Origin of the sequence: Thiomicrorhabdus indica (assembly GCF_004293625.1) — a bacterium.
Lineage (GTDB): Bacteria > Pseudomonadota > Gammaproteobacteria > Thiomicrospirales > Thiomicrospiraceae > Thiomicrorhabdus > Thiomicrorhabdus indica.
Genome location: NZ_CP033040.1, coordinates 692,287 through 717,738 on the forward strand (window position 1 = coordinate 692,287; position 25,452 = coordinate 717,738).

21 protein-coding genes are annotated in these 25,452 nt (G+C 42.1%); 8 read left to right on the forward strand and 13 right to left on the reverse strand.

All coding sequences use genetic code 11. The features are described 5' to 3' along the window. Positions 1-101: 101 nt before the first annotated feature. Positions 102-2,393, reverse strand: a complete 2,292-nt coding sequence (dsbD, locus tag D9T12_RS02835; protein WP_240693220.1) for a protein-disulfide reductase DsbD — start codon at positions 2,391-2,393, stop codon at positions 102-104. Positions 2,394-2,598: 205 nt separating this feature from the next. Between dsbD and D9T12_RS02840 the strand changes: the two genes are divergently transcribed. Then, a complete protein-coding gene (locus D9T12_RS02840) occupies positions 2,599-3,078 on the forward strand; it encodes an FxsA family protein (RefSeq protein ID WP_130536757.1) in 480 nt (159 codons plus the stop codon). A 76-nt stretch (positions 3,079-3,154) separates the two neighbouring features. Here the strand turns inward: D9T12_RS02840 and D9T12_RS02845 are convergent, their stop codons facing one another. Both D9T12_RS02845 and D9T12_RS02850 read right to left on the reverse strand, forming a co-directional pair. Continuing rightward, positions 3,155-4,003 (reverse strand): NAD-dependent epimerase/dehydratase family protein, encoded by an 849-nt coding sequence (locus tag D9T12_RS02845; RefSeq protein ID WP_130536758.1) that lies wholly within the window; start codon positions 4,001-4,003, stop codon positions 3,155-3,157. Positions 4,004-4,135: 132 nt separating this feature from the next. Beyond that, positions 4,136-4,840 (reverse strand): SLC41A family transporter, encoded by a 705-nt coding sequence (locus D9T12_RS02850; protein WP_130536759.1) that lies wholly within the window; start codon positions 4,838-4,840, stop codon positions 4,136-4,138. A 262-nt stretch (positions 4,841-5,102) separates the two neighbouring features. On the opposite strand from D9T12_RS02850, the gene D9T12_RS02855 reads away from it, so the two are divergent. Beyond that, positions 5,103-5,867, forward strand: coding sequence for a putative metalloprotease CJM1_0395 family protein (locus D9T12_RS02855; RefSeq protein WP_206199126.1), 765 nt, complete (start codon positions 5,103-5,105; stop codon positions 5,865-5,867). Here D9T12_RS02855 and D9T12_RS02860 read toward each other — a convergent pair whose 3' ends face one another. Continuing rightward, complete coding sequence (locus D9T12_RS02860) at positions 5,868-6,191, reverse strand: ArsR/SmtB family transcription factor (RefSeq protein ID WP_206199127.1); 324 nt, start codon at positions 6,189-6,191, stop codon at positions 5,868-5,870. Positions 6,192-6,460: 269 nt separating this feature from the next. Between D9T12_RS02860 and D9T12_RS02865 the strand changes: the two genes are divergently transcribed. The 3 genes from D9T12_RS02865 (at position 6,461) to D9T12_RS02875 (ending at position 9,401) form a co-directional block, all read left to right on the forward strand. Continuing rightward, positions 6,461-7,804: a S41 family peptidase gene (locus D9T12_RS02865; RefSeq protein WP_240693221.1), complete on the forward strand. Its 1,344-nt coding sequence runs from the start codon at positions 6,461-6,463 to the stop codon at positions 7,802-7,804. An 89-nt stretch (positions 7,805-7,893) separates the two neighbouring features. Then, complete coding sequence (locus tag D9T12_RS02870; RefSeq protein WP_130536761.1) at positions 7,894-8,448, forward strand: DJ-1 family glyoxalase III; 555 nt, start codon at positions 7,894-7,896, stop codon at positions 8,446-8,448. A gap of 2 nt (positions 8,449-8,450) precedes the next feature. Beyond that, positions 8,451-9,401, forward strand: a complete 951-nt coding sequence (locus D9T12_RS02875; protein ID WP_130536762.1) for a GlcNAc-transferase family protein — start codon at positions 8,451-8,453, stop codon at positions 9,399-9,401. Positions 9,402-9,494: 93 nt separating this feature from the next. Here the strand turns inward: D9T12_RS02875 and D9T12_RS02880 are convergent, their stop codons facing one another. Further along, complete coding sequence (locus D9T12_RS02880) at positions 9,495-13,097, reverse strand: hydantoinase B/oxoprolinase family protein (protein WP_130536763.1); 3,603 nt, start codon at positions 13,095-13,097, stop codon at positions 9,495-9,497. 163 nt (positions 13,098-13,260) lie between these two features. Here D9T12_RS02880 and D9T12_RS02885 point away from each other — a divergent pair, with 163 nt between their 5' ends. Genes D9T12_RS02885 through D9T12_RS02895 form a run of 3 tightly spaced genes read left to right on the forward strand, consistent with a single transcriptional unit; the run spans position 13,261 to position 16,153 of the window. Continuing rightward, positions 13,261-14,262: a YihY family inner membrane protein gene (locus D9T12_RS02885; protein ID WP_130536764.1), complete on the forward strand. Its 1,002-nt coding sequence runs from the start codon at positions 13,261-13,263 to the stop codon at positions 14,260-14,262. After that, positions 14,262-15,320: a FecCD family ABC transporter permease gene (locus D9T12_RS02890; protein WP_130536765.1), complete on the forward strand. Its 1,059-nt coding sequence runs from the start codon at positions 14,262-14,264 to the stop codon at positions 15,318-15,320. Before D9T12_RS02885 ends, D9T12_RS02890 begins: the two co-directional genes overlap by 1 nt. Continuing rightward, complete coding sequence (locus D9T12_RS02895) at positions 15,317-16,153, forward strand: heme ABC transporter ATP-binding protein (RefSeq protein WP_130536766.1); 837 nt, start codon at positions 15,317-15,319, stop codon at positions 16,151-16,153. Before D9T12_RS02890 ends, D9T12_RS02895 begins: the two co-directional genes overlap by 4 nt. Before the next feature lie 8 nt (positions 16,154-16,161). On the opposite strand, the gene D9T12_RS02900 is transcribed toward D9T12_RS02895, so the two are convergent. The 8 genes from D9T12_RS02900 to dauA all read right to left on the reverse strand — a co-directional run bounded on the left by D9T12_RS02900 (position 16,162) and on the right by dauA (position 25,413). Then, positions 16,162-17,364 (reverse strand): HprK-related kinase B, encoded by a 1,203-nt coding sequence (locus tag D9T12_RS02900; protein WP_130536767.1) that lies wholly within the window; start codon positions 17,362-17,364, stop codon positions 16,162-16,164. Continuing rightward, the gene (locus D9T12_RS02905) at positions 17,321-18,229 is read right to left on the reverse strand and encodes a GAK system ATP-grasp enzyme (protein ID WP_130536768.1); all 909 of its coding nucleotides are present in this window, start codon (positions 18,227-18,229) and stop codon (positions 17,321-17,323) included. The genes D9T12_RS02900 and D9T12_RS02905 overlap by 44 nt, the downstream gene beginning before the upstream one ends. Further along, the gene (locus tag D9T12_RS02910) at positions 18,222-19,856 is read right to left on the reverse strand and encodes a phosphotransferase (RefSeq protein WP_130536769.1); all 1,635 of its coding nucleotides are present in this window, start codon (positions 19,854-19,856) and stop codon (positions 18,222-18,224) included. The genes D9T12_RS02905 and D9T12_RS02910 overlap by 8 nt, the downstream gene beginning before the upstream one ends. Positions 19,857-19,913: 57 nt before the next feature. After that, positions 19,914-20,225, reverse strand: a complete 312-nt coding sequence (locus D9T12_RS02915) for an amphi-Trp domain-containing protein (RefSeq protein WP_130536770.1) — start codon at positions 20,223-20,225, stop codon at positions 19,914-19,916. A gap of 21 nt (positions 20,226-20,246) precedes the next feature. After that, complete coding sequence (locus D9T12_RS02920; RefSeq protein WP_130536771.1) at positions 20,247-21,488, reverse strand: metallophosphoesterase; 1,242 nt, start codon at positions 21,486-21,488, stop codon at positions 20,247-20,249. A 10-nt stretch (positions 21,489-21,498) separates the two neighbouring features. Continuing rightward, complete coding sequence (locus D9T12_RS02925) at positions 21,499-22,254, reverse strand: histidine phosphatase family protein (protein WP_130536772.1); 756 nt, start codon at positions 22,252-22,254, stop codon at positions 21,499-21,501. A gap of 160 nt (positions 22,255-22,414) precedes the next feature. After that, positions 22,415-23,548, reverse strand: a complete 1,134-nt coding sequence (nrdB, locus tag D9T12_RS02930) for a class Ia ribonucleoside-diphosphate reductase subunit beta (RefSeq protein ID WP_130536773.1) — start codon at positions 23,546-23,548, stop codon at positions 22,415-22,417. 113 nt (positions 23,549-23,661) lie between these two features. Continuing rightward, positions 23,662-25,413: a C4-dicarboxylic acid transporter DauA gene (gene dauA / locus D9T12_RS02935; RefSeq protein ID WP_130536774.1), complete on the reverse strand. Its 1,752-nt coding sequence runs from the start codon at positions 25,411-25,413 to the stop codon at positions 23,662-23,664. Positions 25,414-25,452 lie beyond the last annotated feature (39 nt).

Below are 25,452 nucleotides of genomic sequence, written 5' to 3' on the forward strand. Positions count from 1 at the left end.
AACTCATAAAATCGTGGTGAGTAGATGTTTAATCTGTTTATGAGGACAAGTAGTGAGTACACCCCATGAATTTGATCATCATGAGGTGTTTGAGAAGTTTTTTACTTTTGGAATGCGTTTGTAATGATTTGTGTAAAGTCTTCGGCATTTTTAAAGCCAACAACACGTTGCGCTTTTTGTTCCGAACCATTCTCGAAAAACAGGATGGCTGGAGGCCCAACGATTCCAAAACGTTTCATCAATTCCTTGTCGATCTCATCATTTGCGGTCACGTCGGCTTTTAGCAAGGTTACGCCTGAAAGTGCAGCTTGAACTTGTGCGTCTGAAAAGGTGAATTGTTCCATCTCTTTACAACTGATACACCAATCTGCATAGAAATCGAGCATGATTGGTTGTCCGGTTGCAACGATTTTGTCTAAATCTTCAGAACTCTTAATTTTTTGGAAAGCGAGTTTTTGCTCAGTCGCAGCAGCGTTTCCACCACCTTGAAGAACTTTTAATGGTTGCAAGGTGTCTTTAGAACCGGCCAGCATACCAATGAATAATGCTAAACCGTAAATAAACATAACGAGTCCAAAACCTTTGAAGAGTTTGAACCAGCCTGATTTATCAGCAACTGAGTTGAAGGCTCCGATATAGACAGCAGAGGTAATCAGCAGCAATGCCCAAAGTGTCATGGTAATTTCAGCTGGCATAATGCGGCTTGCCATCCAGATGGCGACACCAATTAGCATGACGCCGAATACTGCTTTCACATTGTCCATCCATGCACCGGCTCGTGGGAGAAGTTTGCCGGCCGATGTTCCCAAGAGTAATAAAGGAACGCCCATACCAATACTCATTGCAAATAGAGCGGTTCCGCCCAGAAGCGCATCACCGGTTTGCCCTATATAAATCAGTGCACCAGCCAAAGGAGGCGCGACGCAAGGTCCGACAATTAAGGCAGATAAGAAGCCCATAATAGCAACGCCAGTGAGTTTTCCGCCTTCTTGTTTGTTGGAGATATTGGTTAGTTTAGATTGAACTGAGCTAGGTAGTTGTAACTCATAGAAACCAAACATGGACAGTGCTAGCAGAACAAAGATCACACTGAATGAGCCAATGATCCAAGGATTTTGGAAAGCCGCTTGTAGGTTTTCACCGAATAGACCGGCTAAAACACCGGCAACGGTGTAAGTAATGGACATGGCCAAAACGTAAACCAGTGACATGGTAAAGGCACGGCGAGTGGTGATTTGGTCACCTTGCCCAGCAATAATGCTCGACAGGATTGGAATCATTGGGAATACGCAAGGCGTCAGTGACAGTAATAAACCGAACACAAAGAAGGTCAGGATCACAATCCATACACTGCTGTTTTTGAGTGTGTCGGCAATTTGATCTGTTTCAGAAAGTTCACCGGCCGGTTGCGTTTGTGCCGTTGCGAGAACCGGTGTTGCAGATGTGTTTTCTGTGATTTGATCTGCACTGACAGTAAATGTTTTTCTCTCGGGTGGATAACAAACCCCTGCGTCTGCAGAACAACCTTGATATTCAACTTCAACATTCACTGTGCCGGTTAGGCTTGAAAAAGGCAGAGTGGCTTGTAACTGATTATGGAAAACGTTCGTTCTGCCGAAAACGGGATCATCTATTTCGATCGCTTCTGGAAGCTGTAAGGCACCGAGTTGTGCGTCACCTTCGATAATTTTGGTTTTAATTTTATCTCTGTAAAGGTGATAGCCTTGTGCAATGTTCCAGCTAAGGACGACTTGGCCGTTTTCGATGGTTTGCAAGAATTGGAAAGCCTTATCGGCCGGTAAAAGTTCGTTCGAAGCGTTACCACTTTGTAATAGATTGTTTAGTTCACCCAGTGAAGAAAAGCTTGAAGGGTTACCGGCCGGTGATGTTTGTGCAGTTTTTTCGGGTAAATCGACAAAGAATTTACGAGTTTGCGGAGGGTAACATACGCCTAATTTATCCGCACAACCTTGGTATTTAATGGTGAGTTCAGTACGTGTTACATCACCGTCATAGGCTATTTTGGCAATGGCTTTTTGATTGAATACTTCGGTTTTACCAAAAATTGGATCATCGACGCTTTTAGTTTTTGAAAAACTTGCCGGTTGTAGAGTGATATTGGTGGCCGTAAAAGACATTTTGTCTTTATAGAGTTTATAGTCATCGGCAATTTTCCATTCAACCTTGATTTTACCGTCTTCAACGGAAGGCTCAAGCAGTTCAAAAGCTTCATCTACTTGCAGCAAGTCAGCTTGAGATGTGGCCGGTAAAAAAATGATCAGAGCCATCATTAAGCCAGCAAACCACATATTTATTGCAGTATATAAGTTAGAACGAACAGCAGAATCTGCCATAGTCGTTTTGTGTTGTAAATAAGAATTTGCTTCAGCCATAAGAGTACCCGTTAAATAAGGATTTAATTTTTTTGTGTAGCGCATTTTATACCACTAACAAGCGTTCGAAAAAGTGAATCATTTTGGATTAATACATAAAATTTATTAACATGCTCTAAAAGAAATTTATGGTTTGTGGAATAATAATCTGTCAAATTGAATTGCAAAGTTCAAAAGAGGCAAGTAAGCACAAAAGGTGAGTCCTATGAAATTTTTATTGTTTTTTATTGTCATTCCTCTGATTGAGTTATATGTATTGATTCAGGTCGGTTCAGAGTGGGGTGCCTTAAATGTGGTTTTATGGACGGTTGTCGGTGCGATTCTGGGGTTGGTTTTAATGCGTCAGCAAGGTTTGGCGACTATGCAAGAGGCGCAATTGGCAATGGTCAAAGGAGAGCCAGTGCAAGGTGCACTCATGAATGGTGTCTTTGTATTTTTAGGAGGATTACTGCTGTTTTTGCCAGGCTTGATTTCGGATGTGATTGGATTGATTCTGTTAGTACCGTTTATTCGAAGTGCAATGATTTCTCAAGCTGTCAAAGGTATGAATCAGCGTGGAAAAAATCGCGCTCATAGAGGTCAAAGTAATGTCTATGATGGTGATTGGCAAGAGAAGCAGCCTGAGTCACCAAAGGTTTTGGAAGGTGAAGTGGTTTCTAATTCAAAGGATTCTAAAAAAGACTAGAGCCGTAGTTTGTCGAAAATTGACCAGAGGGTCGAATGTCTGTTCGACTCTCTGGGAAGTATTAGAAACCAAGAGGTTATTCAAAGGTTTCGTTTTCTATTAAATCTGTATATCCCAACCGATAGTTCGGAAATTTAAATTCATAACCACTTTCTAAAAGACGTGCGTTAGAAATTTTCTTATTACTACGCATTAGACGAGAATTCTCGGTGGGTTCCATATGTTCGATTTCTGGAACTGACAATTGCTCTGCCAACCAGCTATAAACTTCGCATGATAAGCTAGGTTCACAGTCCACACCTAAGTAAATATTTTCCAGTTTAGCGCCAGAAACGTCTAGGTTCAGCAGGTGTGCTAAAACCCCAACACAATCATCTGAGTGGATACGATTGCTCCATACATCTTCCATGCAGTGAGCTTTGCCTTCTCTTACCAAATCAATTAAATGTGTTCGTCCAGGACCATAGATGCCACCTAAACGAATAATTGTGGTTGGAGTAGAGCTACTAAGTGCTAGTTCTTCACCTTCAAGAATGCGTTTGGTAGAAAAACTGTGTGGATCTGTCGGACTTTCTTCATTCACGACTTCTCCGTCATTTTGTGAAAAAACCGATGTGCTGGAGATAAAGAACAAACGCTTGATGTTTTTATCTTGCAAACCATTTAAGAGATTTTTCAGGTTTAGAACATACGCATTGTAGTAGGCGCTGTCTTTGTATTTCCCAGCGGTAGGCATAAAAAATGCGTAATCGATTTCATCTGGTAATTGTTCGATTTTGTGATTTAAGTCAGCTTCAATCGCATGCAAATTGTCGGGCACATATTCGGTAGTGCGGCGCAAACCGTAAACGGTGTGCTCTTGAGCGAGCTGTTGTCCTAATTGACAGCCTATACTGCCACATCCTGCGATTAGAATGGATGCCATAATCAAATCCTTTTAATTGAGAGACGGTCGATGAAACAGTCTCTATTTAAAGCGACAATTTTTGAAGATTCAAGGGATTTCTCGGTTGAATTATATAGTCAGTGTTTTGCTTAAGGATTAGGTATTCGTAACTCATTGGTTTTGAGGTTGCAATTTAAGAGCCGCTTGACGAATGCGCATTAACACTGCTTGTCTGACTTCATTGGGTACAGTAAAAATATCATTAAAAGTGCCCATTTGTTCGTTGATTTTCTTTTGTTGGTAGTTTTGGATTGCGCTGTCGGGAACTTTGAAGCTTGAATCGCAATATCCATCGGTAATTTCCGCTAATATTTCTGGGCGTTTTTGCATCATGCGTTCGATGTCACCTATGAACGCCTCGGTGTTAAAAATTATCCGACTTTTGGTGGCTAGGGTAACGGATGCATATTCGTTGGCTTTGAAATCTTTATGGTTGATGATTCTGGCGACAATAGATTTTTGGTCATCAGGCACAAAAGGTTCAATGGCACGCATGAATTCACGCTTTTCCAAGCGCATCATTTGTTGTATGGCTTTGTGCTTGGCTTCTTTGATTTGGTTTTGAAAAATAAGTGCATAAACAATGCCGGCTAAAATGGTGCAAGAAAAGGTAATTGCGAGTAAAACTAAGGCTGATGCCTCTAATACGATTAACCAGATGACAGCTAGAATAGCGAGAAGAACAAGCCAAGAGAGTCCGTTGATTAAAATTCCTTTTGTGTGCATATACCAAGGATAGTAGCGTTCTGGATTCAGAATGTTAGTGTCCATCTCCATTAAATAATTGATGGCTTCAAGATAATCAAACTTTTTCATAGGCAGGCTTTTTAAAATTTTTATTGATTTTAAGCGATTTTCACGGGGAATGTATTCTTTAACGGCTAGGCAGAATAGATGCAAATTTTATGCCGGCCGGTAAGAAAGTAAGTGACTTCTGGATGAAAATTTAAATTTTATATCGTTTTGGGGTTAGAAAAAGAACGCTGAAAAACTTCTAAGTTATTGATAAAATGGAAGTATAGAGAGGAAAGTCTAGCTTGGGTTCCTAATTTTTGACAGCTCCTCTAGAGGGGGAAAGATGTTAGACATCGGTGGTTTATCAAATTTTGCAACGATTAGTCGTCAGCAACCTGCTGGAATGGTTGAGGCTGAAAGAATTGTTCGTGAGCAAGAAAAAGCCAGCATTGTCTCTAATAACTCTCAATCAAGTAGCTCTATTCCGGTTAAAGATAATCAAGACCTTAATACCTCACCAAGTCAGCGCATTAATGATACAAGTGGAGTCAATGCGCAATCTCGGATGAATGCCCAAGATGACGAGCAATCCTCCCAAGAGCAACAAATGAAAATTGACCAAGTGGTTTCACAGCTGAAAGCACGTGATCGGGAAGTTCGTGCGCATGAACAAGCGCATTTAGCGGTCGCTGGTCAATATGCAACAGGTTTGAGCTACACTTATCAATCTGGACCCGATGGAAAACGTTATGCCATTGGTGGAGAGGTGGGGATTGATACTTCTGCCGTATCAGGAGACCCAGAAGCGACCATTCAGAAAATGATGGTGGTACAAAGTGCAGCAATGGCGCCTGCCCAGCCCTCTGCGCAAGATTATCGAGTGGCTTCATCTGCTAGACAAGCGATGGCTGAGGCTCGTGCAGAGCTCTCTGCACAGCAAATGGAAGCCTCCCAAAGCAGTAGCAATGTCAGTAATTCAGAGAAAGAGGTTGTTGACAATGAAGAGACTCAGCAACCAGGGATGATTGCTGATAGAGCCGCATTTGAGACGAGATTACAAATGCCGACTGGACATGAAATGGTGGCAGATTTAGTTAATCCAAGTTAATCACAGGTCATTGATTTGACAGAACGTTTGTTGCATAGTGTCCATCAGGTTTAAAATTTTCGGGTCTCGGATTTTGCACAAAATTTTGCTTCCTTCTCGACGTGACGTAATGATTTCCTTTTCTCGCAAGATGTCGATGTGTTGAGAAATATTACTTTGTGTTGTGCCGACTTGTTTCACAATATCCATTACAGGTAATTCCTGACCGCCGATGACGCAAAGAATTTTTAGTCTCAATGGATGTCCCATCGCTTTGAGCGCCTTCGATGCTTTGCTAATGTTTTCTTCTTTCATTTCAAATGGCGATTCTGATTGAGTGCTCATAAATCCTATCACTATATAACTGTATTATTGTTTAAGTATATTCTTACTTAGTTATTCAGCATCTATTCTAGAAAAAGCCTGGCAAACTGTCACTTAAACTTAATTTATACTGCACAAGAAATTTTTTGCTTTAATAAATCAAATCGCCAAGTCACGTGATAAGAATTGAACTTTGGAAAGTAACAATCATTTCGTGCATAATGACTTTTCATTGTCAAAATAATAAAAGCAAATACGCAAAAAACCAAAAAAATGTCCTAGGAGAAACTGTGGCAACTTCCAAATTTACAAAAACCTTGTTAGTCGGCTCTGGTGTGGTGCTCGGAGCCTTGATTGCGGTGGGCACAAATGTCATGGCAAATAAGCAGGTGGATTCTGAGGCGCAGAGCCCTGGTATTCCTCTGGAGGATCTTCAGGCATTTGCGGAAGTCTATGAACGTATTTCAACCGACTATGTGGACGTAATTGATGATAAAAGTCTGATTGAAGGCGCGATTAGCGGCATGTTGTCCAGTTTGGATCCGCATTCTGCTTATTTGCCACCTGTTGATGCGAAAGAGATGGAAGAGCATACCAGGGGTGAGTTTGGCGGCTTAGGTATGGAAGTCGGTATGGAAGATGGCTTTGTCAAAGTTGTTTCGCCTATTGATGACACACCAGCTCAGAGAGCCGGAATCATGGCGGGTGATTTAATTGTCAAATTAGGCAATGAACCGGTTAAAGGAAAAAGTCTAAGCGAAGCGGTTGATATTATGCGTGGCAAGCCAGGCACCCAGCTAGAGTTGACCATTGTCCGAAAAGGGGAAGATAAGCCTTTAAAAATTGAGCTGACACGGGCTATTATTAAGGTACGAAGTGTTCGTCAGCGTATGTTACCTGAAGGGATTGGCTATGTTCGAATCTCTCAGTTTCAAATGCGAACAGGGCCGGATTTAATCAAAGCCATTGATACGTTGGAAGAAGAGAATAAAGGTGAATTAAGTGGCCTGGTTTTGGATTTGCGTAATAATCCAGGGGGCGTTTTAAATGCTGCGATTCAAGTATCGGATGCATTTTTGAATGATGGTTTAATTGTCTATACTGAAGGTCGCATCCGTAATTCACAAATGCGCTTTGAAGCCGAAGAAGGGGATGTCATGGATGGCAAACCTGTCGTTATTATTGTGAATGAAGGTTCTGCCTCAGCGTCTGAAATCGTTTCAGGAGCACTTCAAGATCAGAAGCGTGCAATTGTTGTGGGTCGTGATACCTTTGGTAAGGGGTCTGTGCAAACCTTGTTACAGTTAAATAATAATGCTGCGATTAAGCTGACGACTGCGAGATATTTTACGCCCAATGGACGTTCTATCCAGGCTGAAGGTATTAAACCAGATGTTGAAATTGAACGAGTTAAGGTAGAAAAGGTCGAAGAATCTGCGATTGGAAATATAAAAGAAAAAGATTTAGCTGGTCACCTTGAAAGTGAACAAGAGGCGACTGAAGAGAAAAGTGAAGAATCAGCAGAAAACAAAGCGATGAAAGAGACTCAAGAGCTTTTGGATAAAGATTTTGAATTAAATGAAGCGCTTCGTGTTGCTAAGACAATGATTCTTGCGCAGAAAATGCAAAAATAAGATCGCAATAAATCAATATGGCCCGCTTATGCGGGCTTTTTTGACTGTGTAGAATATTTAGAATCTGTATTTTTCTTATGGAGAAAGTGATGCCTAAAGTTTTAGTTCCCTTGGCGCAAGGGTGTGAAGAGTTAGAAGCGGTTACTATTACCGATATTTTAGTGCGAGCAGATATTGAGGTGGTGACCGCTAGCTTGGACAATGAAAAAGTGATTCAGGCGAGTCGAGGAATGCAGTTGATTGCTAAGACGACGCTGGCTGACGTAGAAAATGAAGTGTTTGATTTGATTGTGTTGCCAGGTGGTTTGCCAGGGGCTGACCATTTGCAGAATGATGTGCGATTGCAAAAAATGCTCCAAAAAAATATCCAGCAACAACGTTATGTGGCTGCGATTTGTGCAGCGCCTAAGGCGCTTGTTGCGGCTGGATTGTTGGATGGAAAACAAGCCACCAGTTTTCCAGGCGTGATTGATGAAAACCCGGCACCGAATATGCAATACCTCGAACAAGCTGTGGTTCAAGATGGTCAAGTGATTACGTCTCGTGGCCCCGGCACTGCTATGGATTTTGCATTGCACTTAGTTGAGTTATTGCAAGGAAAGGCTGTGAGAGATTCAGTTGAATCCGTTTTGCAAAGAGTTTAAGTATGCAAAAAATCTTTATTTCTGTTGCTTCATTTGTGGATCCTTATTTGCCGTTTACGGTTCAAAATGCGTGTGAGTCGGCAAAGCATCCTGAAAACTTGGTGTTTGGAGTGGTAGATCAAGCGCCAGATAATCGTAGAAAAACATTGCAAGCATTGGAGTTGTCAGCTGAGATTCGATATATCCATATTGATCCGGTGGAAAGTCGCGGAGTTTGTTGGGCTCGTTCATTGGTCCAGTCGCTTTATCAGAATGAAGCCTATTATCTGCAAATCGATTCTCATACCTATTTCGAAAAAGATTGGGACATTCGGCTGATTGAGCAATTGAACTCATTAAATGATATGCACGCAAAGCCGATTTTGTCGATCTATCCATATGGATTTGAGTTTGAAGAAGACCGGCCGGTGGTAAAGGTTCGAGTAGGTGGCCTGACAACTTTGGTGTTAAGAGTGAAGCCTAATGAAGCTCTTGAGGAAAAAAATCCTGTTTTGCATTTTAGGGCTGAACATCAGAAAATCAGGGAACCTGTGTTGGGATTCCATTTAGCTGGCGGGTTTATTTTTACCTTTGGTCAGTTTGTTAATGAGGTGCCTTATGATCCAAGGCTGTATTTTCATGGTGAAGAACAGAGTTTGGCCGTTAGAGCTTATACACACGGTTGGGATATTTTTCATCCGCCAGAAATTCCGCTTTATCATCTTTATAAGCAACCTGAAAACGCTTACATAACGCATCATTGGCATAAGGATTGGGATCAACAACGGGATTATGCTTGGCATGAATTGCGTGCCAGCGCAGTGGAGCGTTTAATTAAATTACTCTATCAGCAGCAAGATCTTGGCGCGTATGGGGTCGGCTCTGAGCGAACTTTGCAACAGTTTGCTGAATTTTCAGGCATTGATTATTTACGGCAAACGATGAATTTTGAGCATTTACCGAAAACTTTATAAGTAATAGTCATTCGCTTGTTGGTAAAAACGGTTGGCTAGCTCGGATAAGTTGCGAAAATTTTTTGTTTCTTAAACCAACCGTCCCAAAGCACATTATTCTGTGTCAGCGCTGCCAAATCCACCACCACCGGGTGTTTGCATAATTAAAGTGTCGCCAGCTTCAAAGCTTTCGCTGAATGTGCTTGGCAGCCATTTGATTGAAGTCTTACCGGCCGGTAGCTTTCCATGTTTGCTGGTTTTACCAGATTCTCCCCCTTGCATTCCATAGGGAGGAATTTGCCGGTGATTACTCAATACGGATACCATCATGGGTTGTAAAAATTCGATATGACGTTCGCAGCCGTTTCCACCTGAGTATTTTCCTTTTCCGCCACTATTTTTACGAATCGCAAATTTTTTTAAACGAACTGGGTAGCGTTGTTCAAATATTTCTGGGTCGGTAAGTCGAGAATTGGTCATGTGGCTATGCACTGCATCTTCCCCCTTGTAATTTTTTCCAGCGCCTGTGCCTCCGCACAATGTTTCATAGTATTGCCAAGTCTTATCACCAAAGGTGAGATTGTTCATGGTGCCTTGTGAGGCCGCCTGAATTTGCAAGGCACCATAAAGGGCATCAGTGACCACTTGTGATGTTTCAACGTTTCCAGCCACGACAGCGGCAGGATAGTTAGGATGTAAAATGCTTCCGGTCGGTACAATTAATTCGATAGGACGTAAGAAACCATCATTGAGTGAAATATCCTGATTGATTAATGTTCGCAAGACATACAGTGTCGCTGCGCGAGTGATGGCAAAAGGGGCGTTGAAGTTGTTATTTTGCTGTTCACTGCTGCCAGAGAAATCAATGGTGGCGGTCTGAGAGGTTTGATTTATTCTGACCTCGACACATACTTGTGAACCTTGATCTGTCTGATAACAAAATTCACCTGATGAGAGTTGTGGCAAGAGTGCTTTGACCTGTGCTTCAGAGTGTTCTAAAACAAAGTTCATGTAGGCTTTTACTTCTTGCAGACTGGTTTGGCGACAAAGTTGTTGGAGTCCATTGATCCCTGCTTGATTTGCGGCAATTTGAGCCTGTAAATCATTCCAATTTTGTTGCCAGTTTCTGGCTGGGTATTGGGCTTGTAAAAATCTGGTTTTCAGAGTGCTAGATTGTTCTTTTCCAGCCAATAGGACAGGAACGCAATCCAGTAATACTCCTTCGTGTTCAATATGTGTGCTGTCAGCTGGCATGGAGCCAGGTGTGAGCCCTCCTACATCCGCATGATGCCCGCGTGAGGCGACATAAAACGCGCACTTGTCATCAATAAAAACGGGTGAAATCACCGTAATATCTGGCAGATGCGTTCCTCCGGCGTAAGGATTGTTGAGCGCGTAGGCATCACCGGATTGTAATTGATTGCCATGTCGCTGAATCAGTGTTTTGACGGATTCGCCCATTGAGCCAAGGTGCACGGGAACGTGTGGGGCATTGGCAATTAATTGACCTGACTGATCGAAGAGTGCACAACTAAAATCGAGGCGTTCTTTGATATTTACCGAATGCGCGGTTTTAGCGAGAATTGCACCCATTTGCTCGGCAATTGACATAAAACGATGATTATAAAGTCCAAGTTTAATCGGATCAGGTTTAAATATTTTTTTGTTATTTTGCGAAATTTGAGCACTTTTTGTAGAATTTAACTCTGGTTTTACAGCATTTTGTGTCAGCTGTAGTTGTCCGTCAGCAAGCAGTTTTGTATTCCAACCGGCCGGTAAATAAATGGTTCCTGTCGTTTCTAGGATTAATGCGGGACCTCTAAGCGTTTGTGACTGTGTGATTGCGTTGCGTTGATACACAAGAGTGTCCTGCCAAGCACCGTTCGCATAAGTTTGAACAGTTTCAATTGGCTTGGCGCTGTGGGGGCTAGTGTTTGGCAAACTGTCGGCTTGGTGCGCTTGATTAAGTACTTCAATAGTAATGCTGTGAACCACAATATCTGCATCGAGTTGAAAGCCAAAGCGTTGCTGGTGTTGTTCTGAAAACAACATGGCGTAGTCCGTTTGCCAGTCAATAAATTGGATGTCCAGACTGGTATCGTTGCCTTGATAGTGCAGATGCAAAGTCATTTTTTCTTCAGCGACTTCTGAGTTTTGCGCTTGCAGTTCTTTGATAGCCGTTTGGCGTTGTGTTTGGATCAGTGGTTTAAGTTGAGGTAGTTCGGTGATATGAATCGAATAGGATTGAGTATTCATAACCGAGTTTTGTGCCAACCCCATACCATAGGCTGAAAGTACGCCTGAGTAGGGGTGCAATAACACGGATTGAATTCCCAGTTTTTCTGCGACTAAGCAGGCATGTTGACCGCCAGCACCGCCAAAACTTACAAGTGTGTAGTCGTGCAAATCATAACCACGTTGTGTGGAAATTGTTTTGACCGCATTGGCCATATTTTCAATCGCAATATCCAGTGCGCCTTGCGCCAAATTTTCAGGTTCCATTGATAAGGCGTTGGCCATTTCCGCAAACTTGTTACGCACAGCAATCATATCCAGTGCTTGATCGGCGTTTTCACCGAATACACTAGGAAAGTGACTTGGTTGAATTCTGCCGAGCAAGACATTGGCATCGGTGACCGTTAAAGGGCCACCTCGACGATAGGCTGTTGGGCCGGGATTCGCTCCGGCGGATTCTGGTCCAACTCGCACTTCACCTTGTTGTAAAGTGATAATGGATCCGCCACCAGCGGCAACAGTGTGAATGTCCAGCATTGGCACGCGCATTTGTACACCTGCGACTTCGTTGTCAAAGTTGCGTTGCAATTGACCGGCATAATGAGAGACATCGGTTGATGTTCCACCCATATCAAATCCGATGATTTTGTCGATTCCTGCATGTTGTGAGGTTTTGACTGCGCCGATAATGCCACCGGCTGGTCCTGAAAGAATGGCATCTTTTCCTTGAAAAGTCTTGGCTTGACATAAGCCACCGTGTGATTGCATAAATTGCAAATCAACATTTGGGAGTTGTTTGGCCACTTGTTGCACATAACGATGAAGTACGGGGCTTAAATACGCATCAACCACCGTGGTTCGACCACGAGATACATATTTAACGAGCGCGGACGTTGCAGAGGAAGTGGAAATTTGAGAAAAGCCGATTTCTTTGGCCCAAATTGCAATCTGTTTTTCGTGTTCTGGATTCAAATAACTGTGCAGTAAAACTATGGCAAGGGCGTTGAAGCCTTGCTGCTTTAAGCTCTTGAGGCCTTGTTTGATTGCTGCTTCAGCTAGGGGCTGAATTTCTTCCCCTTCTGCATTTAACCGGCCGGTTACTTCTAAGATTTGTTGATAAAGCGGTTTTGGGGTTCTGACATTCAGCGCAAAAATGTCTGGACGGTTTTGGTAGCCAATTTTAAGTGCATCCGCAAAACCCTGATTTGTGATTAGGGCAACTGGTTCGCCTTTTCTTTCCAATAGTGCATTGGTGGCCACTGTGGTTCCCATTTTGACCGATTTAATGTTTTCAACCGGAATGGAATGGTCTGTGGGCACTTTTAGAAAATGGCGGATCCCTGCGATGGCAGCATCTTGATAGTGCTCGGGGTTTTCTGACAAAAGTTTGTGGGTCAACAAATTCCCTTCGGGCGTTTTGGCAACAACGTCGGTAAAGGTGCCGCCACGATCAATCCAAAATTGCCATTGTTTTTTGTTCATTGCATTCCCACTTTCAAATCTTGTCTGATGTTTGCGGTATTATAGGCAGTTGAATGAAAAACTTAAAACTGACCGGCTTGCAAACCTTTCTTATCTTTAGTGAGATTGGTAATGACCTAAAAACCTTAAACATCCACCTTAAACATCAAATGTTGCTTTGACTATGACTGATTCCCCAAACTTACCAAGCACTTCTGCTTTAAAAATTATTGGCCATTGGCGTTTTTGGTTACGTTGCGCAGTGCGTTTTAAAAATCAAAAAGGCACGGACGCCGTTGCGATTTTAGCCTACACCTCTCTGGTTGGTATTGTGCCTATGCTCGCTGTGATGTTAGCGTTGTTTTCGGTGTCGAGTTATTTTGAAGCCTTTGAGAGTTTGGTGATGGATCAAGTGGTTACCAACTTAATGCCGAGTTCTCAGCCTGTGATTCAGGAATATCTCTTGGCGTTTTCGGTGCAGGCAACCAACTTAAAAGGCCCTGGTTTAGTGGTGATGTTCTTAACAACTCTAATGCTTCTATGGAAAGTGGATCAAAAGCTGAATGATTTATGGCCTCAAAGTCGAAAGCGTCGCTGGTGGGTGAGTATCCTGCATTACATGGGTGTCAGTCTTTTAGGTCCAATTTTATTGGGGTTGAGCTTGGTGGTGAGTTCAGCAATTTTGGCTTTGCCTATGGTGAGTGATACGACGCCGTTAATTGAAAAACTTCTCTTTGGTTTGAAAATCTTACCTGTGTTATTGGCTTGGCTGGGTTTTAGCCTGCTATTTAAGTTTGTGCCAGCTTGTAAAGTTTCGACCAAAGCGGCATTTGTCGGTGGCTTTTTGGCTATGGTGCAGATGGAAATTTTGAAAATAGGGTTTGCAACTTACGTAAAACTTTTCCCAACCTATGATTTGATTTATGGGGCTTTTGCTGCAGTGCCATTATTTCTTCTTTGGCTCTATTCGGTTTGGTTTATTGTCATTTGGAATGGAGCCGTCGTTGCCACCTTAAGTGATCATCTGACTTTAGGAAAACAGACAAAACAACGCAAAGAGAAGGTCGAAGTAAAAGACGCGAATGGTTCTGAATTTGAAAGTTCAAGAAGCTCAAAACTTGATACTGAAGTGAAGGAGCATTTTTCGGCTGAACATAAATCTCGCACAGAACTCGATAAACTCTAATGCATTCGGCCGATTCTAATACAAAGTCATTGCAGTTAAGTACTTCAAGCAATTTCCCTAAGCGTCATTTTGGTGTTTTGCTGTTGCTTTGCATTCCAGCAGTGTTTATTCATCTGGTAGTGGGGTATGAAGGGTTTGGATACCAAGCATTTAGTCTAGGGTTGCAACAGGGGTTTTCTGAATCTCAGTTATTTGTTTTGTATGAATTACGTCTGCCACGAACGGTGATTGCCATGATTGTGGGCGCAGGGTTAGCGGTGGCAGGTGTTGCGCTTCAAGCGTTGTTTCGAAACCCACTTGCCGAACCGGGATTGATTGGCGTTTCAAGCAGTGCTGCATTTGGCGCGGTGATGATAATGGTCATTGGTGGTGCGCTTTGGAGTCAGGTCTCGCACTGGCAAGTCGCAATGTCAGCGTTTGTGTTTGGGATTGCTTCAACACTGTTAATTTATCGTTTAGCGGAGCGTTCTGGGCAGACAGATGTCGCCTTAATGCTGTTAGCCGGCGTCGCTGTGAATGCTTTAATGGGTGCTGGCACTCAAATGATGATGAGTATTGCGGATTTAATTGAACTGCGAAATGTCACTTTTTGGTTAATGGGGTCTTTAGCCAACTTATCTTGGTCTTCTGTTGCTTGGGTTTCTGTTGTGGTAGCCGTTTCGACTATTTTTCTATGGCGAATGGTACGAGATATGAATGCTTTTGTGCTGGGTGAAAGTAGCGCACGTTTTATGGGGTATAACACTCAAAGGTTTAAATGGCAGGTGATTTTTTTCAGTGCTTTGATGGTGAGTTCAGCAGTCGCTTTTGTCGGAGTGATTGGCTTTGTCGGTTTAGTTGTGCCTCATATCGTTCGCTTGTGGGTGGGTGCAGATCATCGTTGGGTTTTGCCTTTAAGCGCTCTGGCGGGTGCGTTGTTGTTGGTACTAGCTGATTGGTTTGCAAGGGTTTTGATTTATCCTTTGGAGTTGCCTATTGGTCTACTTATGGCTTTTTTAGGGGCTCCTTTCTTTTTATGGATGCTATTAAAACGTCGTCATGGTAGGTTTTCAGCATGAGCATTCGTTGTGAAAATTTAAGTTACGTGGTGAGTGATAAAAACGCGCAACGGATGCTTTTAGCGCAAATAGATTCTGAATTTCAGGGAGGCAAAATTCATGTCATTCTTGGTCAGAATGGGGCCGGTAAATCAACATTATTGAAAGTGTTATCCAGAGAAATTGAAGGTTTCCAAGGAAATGTTTTATGGAATGGAAAGCCTTTGGAACAAAAGAGTCTTCAATCTTTGGCTATTGAACGAGCGGTTGTTGAACAGAAGTCTTCTCTGGCATTTGATTTCACTGTGTGCCAGTTTGTCAGTTTAGGGCTTGAAGTTCAGTTTAGTAGTGAGTTATTGGATACGTATCACCGGCCGGTAGACTTTGAACAACGTTTGCGGCAAATTTTACGAACCTGCGACTTACTGTCGTTTGCAGAGCGTTCGGTGTTAAGTCTGTCGGGTGGTGAATTCCAACGTGTGCAAATCGCCCGAGCAATTGCTCAGATTTGGCCGCTTGAGTTCGATGAGCAGTCAACTCCTGATTTTTCAGGGCGCTGGTTGTTTTTGGATGAATGGAATTCGGGTTTAGATATTGCCCATCAGCAGTGCTTTGCATCGCTTTTGCGTACATGGGCTGAAGCAGGGCTGGGTGTCATTATGGTTGTGCATGAACTCCCTTTAGCAATGCAGTTGGCGGATGAGGTGATGTTATTAAAAAACGGAGAGGTTTTTGCTCAGGGTAGACCTGATGATGTTTTCACTGACTCGGTCCTGGGAGAGGGATTGCAAATGCAACTGCAGCAACTGACCACTGAAACTGGGCAAAAGGTTTTTTTGCCCAAGTATATTTGAAAAGTTATTTAGAGTGTTTCAATGGCTTGCAAAACTAATTGCTTGGCTTTTGAAAAATCAACCTTACCATTGAGCTCCAACACCGGAACTTTGGAAAGATACTTTAGATAATCGCTTTCCGTTGGAATAACGCCGTTTTTTAGGAAGTTGCCATGTGCATCACTGTAAAACGGCCCCGGACTTTTCATTAGCGCCGGTAATAAGTAAGGTGATTCCGTCAGTGACGTTATTTTTAACTGGGTAGGTTCCTTAGTAACGGGTTTCCAATTCAAGATAATCATTGCATCTAAAGTCGTTTCCGGCTGGTAGCAATTTTCCCAAAAAATTTCATCAACAGGGGCATCAAATTTGTGTTCAAGTGCACGCAGCTCTTCAGTAGGAAGTGCTAAAAACACTTGGCGTTGTGCATCACTCATTAACGAATGAAGTCTTGGATTATGAACAATGGTTCCTGGATTGATACGGGGTTGTTTGGGAATCCCTCGCAAAGTTAACCGGCCGGTTATATTGGGACTAATCAAAACCCGGTCGTTACTAATAAAGTGCTGCCCAGATTCCAGTAGATGTAACATTAAGGTTGACTTGCCACCACCAGATAGCCCTGCGACTGCAATTCCTTTGTTATTGATTTGAAGTGCGGCCGCGTGTCCTAACAACCAATTTTGACGTAAGTGCTGATTTAGGTACTGGGTCAAAATAAAGTTGATGATTTGATTTGGATGCGACTCGGCTGGGCCAAAGGCCATTGCAGGTGGTTGATGATCGTTTGTTTTGCCAATTGCAGGTTGCACAAAGAGCATGTCGGTTTTGACTTTGTGTAACAGACGAACAGTTTGTCCTTGGTAGTCCAAATCAAAAATTGCATCTTTGCGACCACTCTTTCCCGCTTCTCGAGTCCAGTCTACCCAAGGTATTTGTTCAATTAATTCTAATTGCTGTTGGGTTTCATTCAGTTCAAATGTCTGATGAACTCTGTTTGTAGGTGTTTGTGTGACAAGCTTGCCAAAATAGCGGGCAAGTTCAGCCATCAGTGCTTCACTGTTAGTTTTTAGATGATAACAAGCATTTGGTAACTCAAAATAAAGGCTCTGAGTTGCAGAGCCTTTTGTTTCACAGATAAGTTTGGTCAGTTTTTTTTGTATGTTTGGGTTTGAGGTCATCCAGTCGTTATTCCACAATGTTTTTAGTCGTTTGAAGATCTTGGATAACATGGTCTACGTAGGCCTTGGCCATGTCAATGCCAAGACCTTCTTTTGCACCTTTAAAACCACCAAATGCCGACACTTCAAAACAGACAGGCCCTAGTTCTGTTTCGGCAATATCAACAGTCGTGTAGGTCAAATCAAATTGAGCTTGGGCTCTGTGCGCCATTTGAATGATTTCATCACTGGGTTCAACTTTAGCGTATTTTCCACCCGAATTAATGGTGGTGTTCCAACTTTCACCATTGCCAACACGGGCATAAGTTCCCTGGTATTCGCCATTTAAAAATACGACACCCATATCGTGACCAGGAAGTTTTAGTTTTTGCTGAATATAGAAGAACTGATGGGTGTCGTAGAATTCTTGTAAAGCTTGACGAATTTTTTTATCGTTTTGATCCGAACTTATCACCTGCATGCCTCGTGCTTTGGTGGAGAAGAGTGGTTTTAAAACCACTTCGCCAAAGGCTTTCACTGCTGAAATAGCGGCATCCATATCTTCTGTAATCAGAGTTTTAGGCATTGGGATTTTGGCTTTTGCCAAAGATACGGTACAACTCATGCGGTCAACTAGCCGAATGATTTCAGAGGGTTTGGAATAGATTTTGACACCGCAAGATTCTACAAAACGTAGAATTTCCAAACGGTCGATTACCATGGGACTGTAAGTTTGAGAAATTTTTTTAATGATAATAGCATCGAGTTTGCAGAGACATTCGTCTTCAAAGGTGACTGCCGGAGTTGATAAATCGGCAACAACCTTTTCAATGTCTATGACGCATCGAAAACCGGTTTTCGCCTCGATTTCATCGGCTAATACTTCGGTTGACCATTTTCCAGGTATACCGACAACGCCTATTTTTAAACTAGTCACTTAAAAGTTCCTTTGGTAGCTGATAGTGTTTTTGTTGCTCTTCTGTAAGATTAATCAGTTGTTCCAGCAAATATCGCCCTTTAAAAAGCATCGACTTGGCGTGTTTTTTATCTAGTACAAAGCGTGTTGAGCTTATGAAGGAGCGTGAAAGTCCGAGTGCCATGCGTTTGGCATAGTCATGGTCTTGATGTTGTTCTGCGTAATGTGCCCCAAAGTCATAGATGGCTTCCATGGAAAGTTGAATGCTTTTACGGATTTTCGGGTCGTAGATTTTCAAACGATAGAAAGAAACCATTAATACTGATAAATCTTGGGTGAAATCGTGATATTCCGAGCGGTGTAAATCAATAAAGCTGATGTCGTTTTTTTCAATGTCATACAAAATGTTGTCGACATTAAAATCGCCATGTATGTAAACGGCATTTGCAGGTTTGATCTTTTTCTCTAGCTGAGCCGCTTTTTTTATGAGTGTTTCAAGCGAAGCTTGTTGAGCTGATCCAATTCGAAGACCTTTGCCAGAAAGGTTAAATTCAGGATGTACCGCATAAACGCTTTTCAAGCGTTTTTGAAGCTGCGGCATAAAACTGGTGGGAATTCCTTGAGTCTGTTCTGTTGTTTGCCAAATATCAGTTAAGGTCTCAAATAGTCGATTAAGACCATTTTTGAGGGTTTTTCGGTCTTCGAGCAGCAGTTTTTCAAATGTTTTTCCTGTTAAATATTCGAATAATAGCGCCGCTTTATCGCCTTGTTTTTGGTATGAATACACCTCGGGTGCAATGCCAGGAAATTTCTCATGCCAGCTTTCAATACCGATTTTTTCTTCTAGAAGCTTGTCCTTTTGACCCTCTTTGAAAATTGCCAAGATTTCTTCTTGAGCTTCGCTGGCTGAAGTGACTCCAGAAATTGTACAGCCGGATTTGGTCTCGCCCATGGAGTGAATGGTAATGGCGGGGTCTTCGAGGTCATAATCGATTTTTGACAGGCTTTCGCTCAGAGTGTGGTAACGATCAATTTGGATAAATTGACCGAGTTTGCCCGATAAAATGCCTTCGCCGACTTTCAGGAGTGTTTCGGCCATGGCCTCAATATCTTTTACAATAAAACTACTCTGCATTAGGGCTTGGCTATTTTGTCCTGTTTTTAAGCGATCTTGATAACGTTTAATTTGTTGATCGCAAAGTTTTTCAATGCGGCTTTGGAATTTGCATAAATCAATCGATAAAGATAATTCATCACTTTCAATGGCTGGTTCAATCAAGGATAAACCATTATTTAGCAGCTCCAATGCTGTCAAGATTCGTTTTTTTTGAATGAGTTTAATTGAACGACATTTTTTTAAGCCATAGCTCAATCCTTCCAATTGGCTGGAAAGGTTCTTCAAACTGTAGGAAATGTGTTCATAGCCTTGAATTTGCGGCTGAAAGCTTGGCTCTAACTCTCGACCAGCACTAAAACAGCGGTTGAGTATATTGACGTGAGCATTCTCAATATAGTCAATTCTCTGTTGGCTTTTTTCAAATAATGAAAGGTCTGATTCTTGGATGCCGTCCGTAATCGCCTGCAACTGTTTTTGCAGATCGATGAGTAAGAAGCGCAAGCTTTCATAGATGGCAGAAATTTGGTGCATGAATGTGACCTGTGAATGAAAGAGTAACGATCAAATAAAACGTTGCAAATTTTGACGTTATTTTTTGGTTTTTTTCTTGGAAGTATTTTTGGCTTTCTTCGCTTTAATAAACAGAGGTGCATTATCAGCGTCCTCGTCATTTTTTTGTTTCCATTCAAGCTTTAAACGAAGTGATTGCTCATTTTTGCCTTTTTTGGCACGAATACTCATTAACGTTAGGTTTTGAGGGTTTAAAATTTGCGTGTCTTCTTCATCAGAGATTAAAATTTCACCCTTTACAATACCTTCGGATAAAGCGTTCAAATAATTCACAACGGATTCTTTATCCTGCAAGGATTCGTGCTCAAAATATTCTGTTTTCTTGGCCATATTACTCTCCCAGAACCCTATTCAGGCAGACTGAACACTCGGGCGAAATTGCTTAGGGGCCGGCAAGTCGTTACAAAGGGCGTTTACCGAGCCATCAAGAGAAAATATAGTAACAGATTCGCCAAAAGTGTTAAGTCCTCTTTTTGCTCGACAGTTTTGGTTGAGTTCGGTGTCACATTCGAAGTTCAAAATGCCTTCTCGAAGATACAGTTTTTGGCCATCAGTATGACTTCGATGTCCATTTACAATGGCATAAATCCCTTGTTCTTTGAGTGCTTTGGCACCTTTGCGAGTAAAGGCAAAATTTTTGTCACGGTATTTAGTGCGGACAACGTTGCCATAAGAGCTATAGTAAATTTCAAAAATCTTACCTGCCATTAAGGTTTGCTGAAAAACATTATTTAATTCATCGCATGGATCACGTAATTCGCTGAATAATTCTGCGATTTCATCATCCAATCCTGCATGACAGAAAAGATAGTTTCCGCTTCGATGGAGTAGTTTCAGTTCTTGAAAAAACCAAGCAAATTCACCGGCCGGTTCAATAAACAGTTGTTGTGCGAATTTAATTGCTTGATATAGGTGTTTAGGCTCCATATCAAGCTCGAAGCAGGCATCAAAAATATCACGTTGTTTTTTGCGAATCTGTTTGAATTCTTTTGCTAATTGTTTCTCATTCAAAGTGTTTTTTGAGAACTCTGCAAATGAATCAAACCACTGTTGTGGTGGCGTTAGTTTTTCAATCGCTTGAGCATTTGTAACAGGGCAGGGGTGTAGGTTCAGTTGGTAATAATCAAAGACTTCTTTAAAGAAAGCGACGGTTTTGCGACCCATGCGCACAATAAAATGCACTTGGCGCATATCATCTGTATGTTCCAGTGCAATCATCCCTGCTAATACTCGGATATCATGATTCCCTGCTAATAGCACCAAATCGATTCCTGTTTCACGCAATTTGGCTAACAATTGGAATAGTTTAAGATTGCTTGGGCCTTTGTCAAAGCAGTCACCACCAATAATAATTTGCGATTTCTTAGCGTTTTCGGTGAGTGTAATGTTCTGCAAATCACTTTGCGCATGGATTAACTGGCTCAATTTCAGGGAGCGTAAAAACGCGTTTGCATCAGCATGTAAGTCGCAAAAAAAATAGGCTTTTTTATTGGGCTTGATTAGATGTTCAAGTTCAAAATCTTGAGTCGATTCAGGAATCCAGTTTTGGAAATTTTCAATGTTTGCATCGTTTTGTAATGTGTGAGTTGTCATGAAAAACTCCTTAATCTAACCATTGCATGATTTCTGAGGTCAGCTGTGTTTCACTGATACTGCGGTGGACGGTGAAGTCTGCCGTTTCGGGGGTGAAATGAGGGCGGATTTTCCAATTGCCGGCCATATGCAGAAACTTCTGTTGCGCTGCATCCCATTTAAAAAACATCGGTGAGGCATAATGCATTGAGTATTGCTTGATTTGCTCAAATTCTAAAATGCCCATTAAATGTGCTGCATGGCGAAAACTTGCGCCATGACCGATAAAAATTTGAAGTTGGCTGTGGTTAGCGGGCTTGCTGAGCTGCTGTTGGATGAAGTTAGCAACTCTTTCTCCTGCGTCCATGAGCGACTCAGCACCATCAAAAGGCAGTCGATAATATGAGTCGGATTTCCAAGTAAAACCTGGGTGTTCAAATCGTGGGTCCGAATGTAGGATTTCATCGATTTCTTTCACACTTAGGTTTGCCAATGCTCCAACTGAGCGTTCGTTAAGTGCTGAGTCCGATTCAATATTTGGGGGTGTCGAGAAGTTTTCGGCTAAGACTCGAGCGGTTTCCCATGCGCGTAGTAGATTTGAGCAGAAGATTTTTTCAGGTAAATTGAGTGCATGATTGTTTGCAAATTCAATAATCTTTTGAGCTGCTAACTGACTTTGTTCAATGCCATGAATATCTAATGCATAAGGTTGCCATGCACTAGGTACATTCGGTTTTTGATGGTAACTGCCGTGACGCAGAAAGGCGAAAATGTAATCTTGGTTCATTTGTCCATTTTAAAAACTACCGGCCGGTAGGAAATGAACGTTTTTTAATGCTTTAATGACAGTAATATGAAAATGGATCGAGTGGTAGCTTAGCCCGATCTTAGGCTAAGCAAGTAAAACGTGTTTGCTAGGACTTGGTCTTTAAGCCTAATGGATTTGATTATAAATCAAAGTCGCTAAAGTCTGAGCTATCGACTTTGGAGTCGACTTGACCAACCAAATAAGATGAGATTTCTGATTCTTGTGGTGCGACTTGAACATTATCTGAAACCAACCAGTTATTCATCCAAGGCAATGGATTACTTCTATTTTCGAAAATAGGGTCAAGGCGAACCGCTTTCATGCGTACATTGGTGATGTACTCAACATAGTCTTTCAAAATTGAAGCATTTAGGCCAATCATTGAACCGTCTTTAAACAGATAATCTGCCCACTGCTTTTCTTGTTCCGCTGCTTGGCGGAAAATTTCAATGGTCGCTTCTTTTTGTTCTTTGACAATAATCGCCATTTCTGGATCATCTTTGCCGTCCGCCATAAGATTCATCATGTTTTGTGTGCCTGACAGGTGAAGCGCTTCATCGCGAGCAATCAATTTAATGACTTTTGCGTTACCTTCCATCAGAGAGCGTTCGGCAAAACTAAATGAGCAAGCAAATGAGACATAGAATCGAATGGCTTCTAATACATTGACCGAAACCAGTGTGAGATAGAGCTGAGTTTTGATTTGTTTACGGAACGCATCATTTTTTTGCAAATCAATTGCTTCAGCATACATTTTATTGGTCAATGCAATCAATTCGTCATAGTGCGAGGTTACCGCCAATGCGCGTTTGGTAATTTCTTCGTTATCGACGATATCATCAAATACTTCAGAAGGGTTGGTGAAGATATTGCGGATAATATGTGTGTATGAACGCGAGTGAATTGTCTCGGAAAATGCCCAAGTCTCAATCCAGGTTTCAAGCTCTGGCAGAGAAACTAACGGCAATAGAGCGACGTTAGGAGAACGGCCTTGAACCGAATCCAAGAGGGTTTGGTATTTTAGGTTTGAGACAAACACGTGTTGTTCGTTGTCAGGAAGTTGTTGGTATTGGGCACGATCGGTTGAAATATCAACTTCTTCAGGGCGCCAAAAAAATGAAAGCTGTTTCTCGATTAATTTTTCAAAGAATGGAAATTTCTGCTGATCATAGCGAGCAACATTGACGTTTTGACCAAAAAACATTGGTTCTTTCATTGCATCGTTATGCCCTTGGCAAAAAGTTGAGTAGGTATTTTTTTCTTGGCAACTCATATCCGTTTTCCTTGAATCTGTTCCATCGAAATGACCCGCTATTTTACTCACAAATGAGAGGCATTGTCATTTAAATTCATCTTGTCAGTTCGGAGTCATTTTTTACTCAGGATTTACCGGCCGGTATTTTCTGTTCTGGCATTTGTCTGAGTCGTGTCATGAGAGTCAAGGTTTTCTTGTTCTTGCGCGGTGATTTCTGCCTCATCAAGATTGGAAAAAAGTTTGAAATTATCCTCAAAGTTATCAAGACCGTATCTTGCTAACGTTTTGAGGGGTTGGAATTGCAGTTCACTTAAATAGATAGCCTTGTTATGTTGATTCGCTAAACTTGCGAAGCGACGCAGAGCTGCGAGCCCTCCGGAGTCGAGAATAGTAACGGAGTCCATTTGCAAAATAATCCCTTTTTTGTCGGTTAGATCACCAGCTAGCTCGTCGAAAATCCGTTCCGCAGCGGCAAAGAATAAAGGTCCTTGAATGCGATACATTCCCCAATCTTCAGGCAGCAACTCGCTGTGATAACGTTTGCTGAGATGGATGTCTTGTACTTTGGTCATTTCAGCGATTTCTTTGACGAATAAAATTGAGGCTAATACCATTCCGGCAATTACAGCAGTCACCACATCAAACAGTAAAATCATCGCGAAACAGCTTAGATAAACCCAGGTGTCGCTGTCGATGTTTTTCATTAATCCTAGCGCTCGGGAGAAGTTGCTCATTTTCCATGCAACTAATATCAAAAGTGCCGACATAGCTGGCATAGGTAAATGCACCAGTAAATCCGCTAAGAAGAAAATGGCAAATAGGACAACCACCGAGTGAAACATGGAGGCAATAGGTGAAACTGCGCCGGCCTTGAGGTTGGTGATAGAGCGAGCGATTCCTCCTGTAGAACCGAAACCTCCAAACAGAGAGGAAAATATATTGCCTAATCCTTGCCCGAAAAGCTCACTGTTCGGTGAGTGACGATTACCAGATTCGTTGTCAAGTACAACTGCGCTAAAGAGAGATTCCATTGCACCCAGTAGAGCTAATACAAAGGCCATAGGTAAGAGTATTTTGAGCATTTCCCAAAGTTCTGGGTAGCTCATGATTAATAGGTTTTCTGTAAGCCAGTCGCCTTTAAAGTTTGGTAAAACATGTGGAATTTCACCAAACAAATCGCCAACTGTCAGAATTTGCGCCCCTTGCTGATTCCAGTAATAGGTAAGGATACTGGCTAAGATTAATCCTGGAAGGTGTCCAGGGAAACGCCATTTCATCTGTGCCCAAACAATCATGAAGATGGCGGTTCCAAAACCGATCGTAGCGGTTTGCCAGTGAGCATCCGTAAGGTTTTGTGCCATTATTAAAAGTCGTTCCCAAAAATTACTGGGGAGTTGGTCAAGTGGAAGGCCAAAAAAGTCTTTCATCTGTAACAGAATAATTAATGTGGCAATGCCGGTGGTAAAACCCAAGGTAATGGGTTGCGGTATGTATTCAATCCAGCGTCCAAAACGGAAATAGGCAATGAGCAATAATAATAGGCCTCCGATGAATGAGACAAAGACCACGCCAAACAGACCGTAAGCCTCGGCAGCAGGAATCAGTAAAATGACAAAAGAGGATGTCGGCCCAGCAACACTGTAGCGAGAACCGCCAAACAGGGCGGTAAAAAAACCTGCAACAATTGCGGTGTATAGTCCGTAAATTGGAGAAATACCAATACCCGTGGCTAAGGCCATAGAAATCGGAATCGCCATAATCCCGACTGTAAAGCCGGCTATTAAGTCTTTGCTTAACGCTTGTCGGTCATACCCCTCTTTTTGCAAATAGTCGCGAAGAGCATAGCCGATTTTTAAATTTGTCGATTGAGTGGACTGTGGCATAACATTACATTTAGGTGGCGGCGTTTATAAATTTTGAAA